Source organism: Aeromicrobium sp. PFPM2_SD2 (assembly GCF_057364525.1).
Genome location: NZ_JBNFNZ010000235.1, coordinates 1 through 3,885 on the forward strand (window position 1 = coordinate 1; position 3,885 = coordinate 3,885).

A 3,885-nucleotide genomic window follows, 5' to 3' on the forward strand; every position below is an offset into this window, starting at 1 on the left:
GTCCGTGCCGGTCAGGCCGTCGGCCACCGGCTCGCGCACGTCGGCCGGGCGGGCCAGGTCGTCGACGTCCGCGACGCCGCACAGGTCGGTGCGGAACGACGCGTCCGCCGTGACGACGTACCGCTCCCCCGGCACCAGGTAGTCACCGCCCAGGTCGTCCTCGGCCGCCTCGACCCAGACGACGGGGCGCGAGGTCGGGACCCGCCCAGACCTCGTCGACGGCGAGGCGCGCGTGCTCGCGGGCCTCGACCGTCCGACCAGGACGACCGGGGGCGTCCGGCGTGCCGGTCAGCGCCGTGCACGACGTCGCCGCGGCCGGCGATGCGGGAGCCAGCACGGCCGCGACGGCGATCAGCGGCAGCAGTGCTCGGCGCATGGGACCTCCTCGTCCGGTCGTGTCACGACCGGCGTCACCGTCTCACGGACGGCGACCCCGAGGGGGCGGAACGCTCAGAGCAGGTCGTGGACGACGACGGTCTGCTCGCGGCCGGGGCCGACGCCGATCGCCGAGATGCGCGAGCCGCTGATCGCGTCGAGATCGCGGACGTACGCCTGGGCGTTGGCCGGCAGGTCGCTGAGCTCGCGGGCGCCGGAGATGTCCTCGGTCCAGCCCGGGAAGTACTCGTAGATCGGCTTCGCGTGGTGGAAGTCGGTCTGCGAGGCCGGCATCTCCTCGACGCGCTCCCCGTCGATGTCGTAGGCGACGCAGACCGGGATGCGGTCCCAGCCGGTCAGCACGTCGAGCTTGGTGAGCACGAAGTCGGTGACGCCGTTGATGCGCGCGGCGTAGCGGGCGACCGGGGCGTCGTACCAGCCGCAGCGGCGCGGACGTCCGGTCGTGGTGCCGAACTCGCCGCCGTTGACGCGCAACCGCTCGCCGTCCTCGTCGAACAGCTCGGTCGGGAACGGGCCCTCGCCGACGCGGGTGGCGTAGGCCTTCACGATGCCGATGACCCGGGTGATCTCGGTCGGGGCGATGCCCGAGCCGGTGCACGCGCCGCCGGACGTCGCCGACGACGACGTCACGAACGGGTAGGTGCCGTGGTCGACGTCCAGCAGCGTGGCCTGGCCGGCCTCGAGCAGGACGGTCTCGTCGCGGCGCAGCGCCTGGTGCAGCAGCAGCGCGGTGTCGGTGACGTACGGGCGCAGGCGGTCGACGTACGACAGCAGCTCCTCGACGGTCTCGTCGACGCCGACGGCCCGGCGGTTGTAGATCTTGGTGAGCACCTGGTTCTTCTGCTCCAGGGCGCCCTCGACCTTGGCGCGCAGGATCTTCTCGTCGAACAGGTCCTGGACGCGGATGCCGAGCCGGTTCATCTTGTCGGCGTAGGTCGGGCCGATGCCGCGCCCGGTCGTGCCGATCTTGCGCTTGCCCAGGAAGCGCTCGGTGGTCTTGTCCAGCGAGCGGTTGTAGTCGGCGATGACGTGCGCGTTGGTGCTGAGCTTCAGCCGCGACGTGTCGATGCCGCGCGCCTCGAGCCCGTCGATCTCCTCGAACAGGACCGACAGGTCGACGACGACGCCGTTGCCGATGACCGGGGTGCAGCCGGGGGTGAGGATGCCGCTGGGCAGCAGGTGCAGCGCGTACTTCTCGCCGTCGATGACCACCGTGTGGCCGGCGTTGTTGCCGCCGTTGAACTTGACGACGTAGTCGACGCGGCTGCCGAGCAGGTCGGTCGCCTTGCCCTTCCCCTCGTCCCCCCACTGGGCACCGACGATCACGACTGCAGGCATGGATTCGCACCAACCTCGAGCACAAGACAAGCCCCGTTCCAGGGGCTCTTACCGCGACAGCCTATCGGAACCGGCTCTAGGGTGACGACCCATGAGACCCGTCACGGCCGTCGCGAACGCCCAGGCCGGCAGCAGCGAGACCGAGGCGGTGGAGGCCGTGGTCGGCCTGCTCCGCACGCACACCGACGTCCGCCTGGCGCGCACCGAGGGCGAGGACGACCTGCGCGAGGCGCTGTCCGACGCGTCCGGGCGCCTGGTCGTCGTCCTGGGCGGCGACGGCTCGCTGCACGCGGTCGTCGCCATGCTCGACGGGCTGGACCTGCTGCCCGACGTGCAGCTCGCGCTCGTGCCCATGGGCACCGGCAACGACTTCGCCCGCACGATCGGCATGCGCCGCGACCACCCGCGCGAGGCCGCCGAGCAGCTGCTGGACTCCGAGCCGTGCTCCCTCGACCTGGTGCGCGACGACCGCGGCCGCGTCGTGGTCAACGCCGCGCACGTCGGCATCGGGGCCGAGGCCGCCGTCGAGGCCAAGCCCTACAAGGAGCGCCTGGGGCCGGTCGGGTACGCCGTCGGCGCGGCCATCTCCGGCGTCAAGCACAAGGGGTTCCGGGCCAAGGTGACGGTCGACGGACGCCAGCTGCGCCGCCGCGGCCGGATGATCCAGGTCGCGGTCGGCAACGGCCGCTACATCGGTGGCGGCGCTCCGCTCCTGCCCGAGGCCGATCCCGGCGACGGGCTGCTGGACGTCGCCGTGTCGTGGTCGAACCCGCGGCTGCGTCGCCTGGCCTACGCCTGGCGCCTGCGCAAGGGCCGTCACCCGTACCGCGACGACGTCGAGTACCTGCGCGGCCGCGAGGTGACGGTGGTCGGCGAGGAGTCCCGCGGCAACCTCGACGGCGAGATCGACGACACGCGCTCCTCGCACGCCTGGCGCGTCGAGCCCGGCGTGCTCACCATGCTGCTGCCGCGCTCCCCCGCCCCCGCGCAGGAGTGAGCCCGGACGCGACGAGGCCCCCACGACCGTGGTCGTGGGGGCCTCGTGCGTGGGTCAGCGGCGCGCGACCTTGACCGTCACGGTCGTGGACGAGCCGGAGACCAGCGTGTTGCCGGCGTACTTCACCGTCAGACTCTGCGTGCCGGTCTTCTTCAGGGGCGACAGGCGGACGGTCGCCTTGCCGTGGCGCACGGTGGCGGTGCCCACGCGCTTCGAGCCCTGGTAGACGCCCACCGTGCCGCTGGTGACCGTCACGCCGGACGCCCGCACGGTCACCGCGACCGAGGCCTTCGTCCGCTTGACGACGACCTTGCGCGTCGTCACCTTGGCGGTGACCGACGAGCGGGCCTTGGCGACCGAGACCCGGACGTTGGTCCGCGCGCCGGCGTACGTGCCGTCACCGGCGTACGTCGCGGTCAGCGTGTGCGTGCCCGGCTGGAGCGCCGTGCCCGCGACCTTGACGACCGCGCGGCCCTTGACGAGCTGCGCCGAGCCGAGGCGGGTGGAGCCCTTGGTCAGCGTGACGGTGCCGGTCGCACCGGCCGGGCCGGTGACCGTGACCGAGCCGGCCTTGCCGTAGGTGCCGGCATGGCCGGTCGCCTTCAGCGTGGTGGGCGCGATGGTCACGACGGCCTGGGCGTCGGCCGAGGACTCCCCGTGCTCGGAGTCGCCCAGGTAGACGACCTCCAGCCCGTGGGTGCCCACGCCCAGCGCCGCCGCCGGGACGCTCACCGTCGCGCGTCCGGCCCGCAGGTCGGCCTGGCCGACGACGGTCTCGCCGCGTCGCACCTCGACGCGTCCGGTCGGCGTGGCGCCGGTGCCCGAGGTGACCTCGACCGGGACGGACACGACGCCGCTCGCGGGCACCGTCGCGACGTCGCCCACGGCGAGCGTGGCCGCGCCCTTCTCCACCACCAGGTCGACCGTGCCGGTCGAGGCCTGCACGGTGTCGTCGCCGCGGTAGGCCAGCGTCAGCGCGCGGGTCCCGACGGCCAGGTCGGACGTCTCGACGGCGACCGAGGCCGCTCCGTCGGTGAGCGTGCCCGTGCCGACGACCGTCGACCCGGCGAGCACGTCCACGCGTCCGGTCGCGACGAGGTCGCCGGTCGCGTCGACGGTGACGTCGACCGTCGCCTGCTCGCCGCGCTCGACCG

The 3,885-nt window shown here is 73.3% G+C and carries 4 protein-coding genes; 1 reads left to right on the forward strand and 3 read right to left on the reverse strand.

Annotated features, from left to right (window positions below; genetic code table 11):
* Nucleotides 1–142: 142 nt before the first annotated feature.
* Together AC2W7G_RS11065 and AC2W7G_RS11070 are read right to left on the reverse strand one after the other, a co-directional pair.
* Complete coding sequence (locus AC2W7G_RS11065) at nt 143–376, reverse strand: hypothetical protein (protein ID WP_485868474.1); 234 nt, start codon at nt 374–376, stop codon at nt 143–145.
* A gap of 74 nt (nt 377–450) precedes the next feature.
* Nucleotides 451–1,734 (reverse strand): adenylosuccinate synthase, encoded by a 1,284-nt coding sequence (locus AC2W7G_RS11070; protein WP_485868475.1) that lies wholly within the window; start codon nt 1,732–1,734, stop codon nt 451–453.
* Nucleotides 1,735–1,825: 91 nt separating this feature from the next.
* Between AC2W7G_RS11070 and AC2W7G_RS11075 the strand changes: the two genes are divergently transcribed.
* Nucleotides 1,826–2,731 (forward strand): diacylglycerol/lipid kinase family protein, encoded by a 906-nt coding sequence (locus AC2W7G_RS11075; protein ID WP_485868476.1) that lies wholly within the window; start codon nt 1,826–1,828, stop codon nt 2,729–2,731.
* Nucleotides 2,732–2,785: 54 nt separating this feature from the next.
* Here AC2W7G_RS11075 and AC2W7G_RS11080 read toward each other — a convergent pair.
* Nucleotides 2,786–3,885, reverse strand: a 1,100-nt coding sequence (locus tag AC2W7G_RS11080) for an Ig-like domain-containing protein (protein ID WP_485868477.1), incomplete at its 5' end; no start/stop codon positions are given.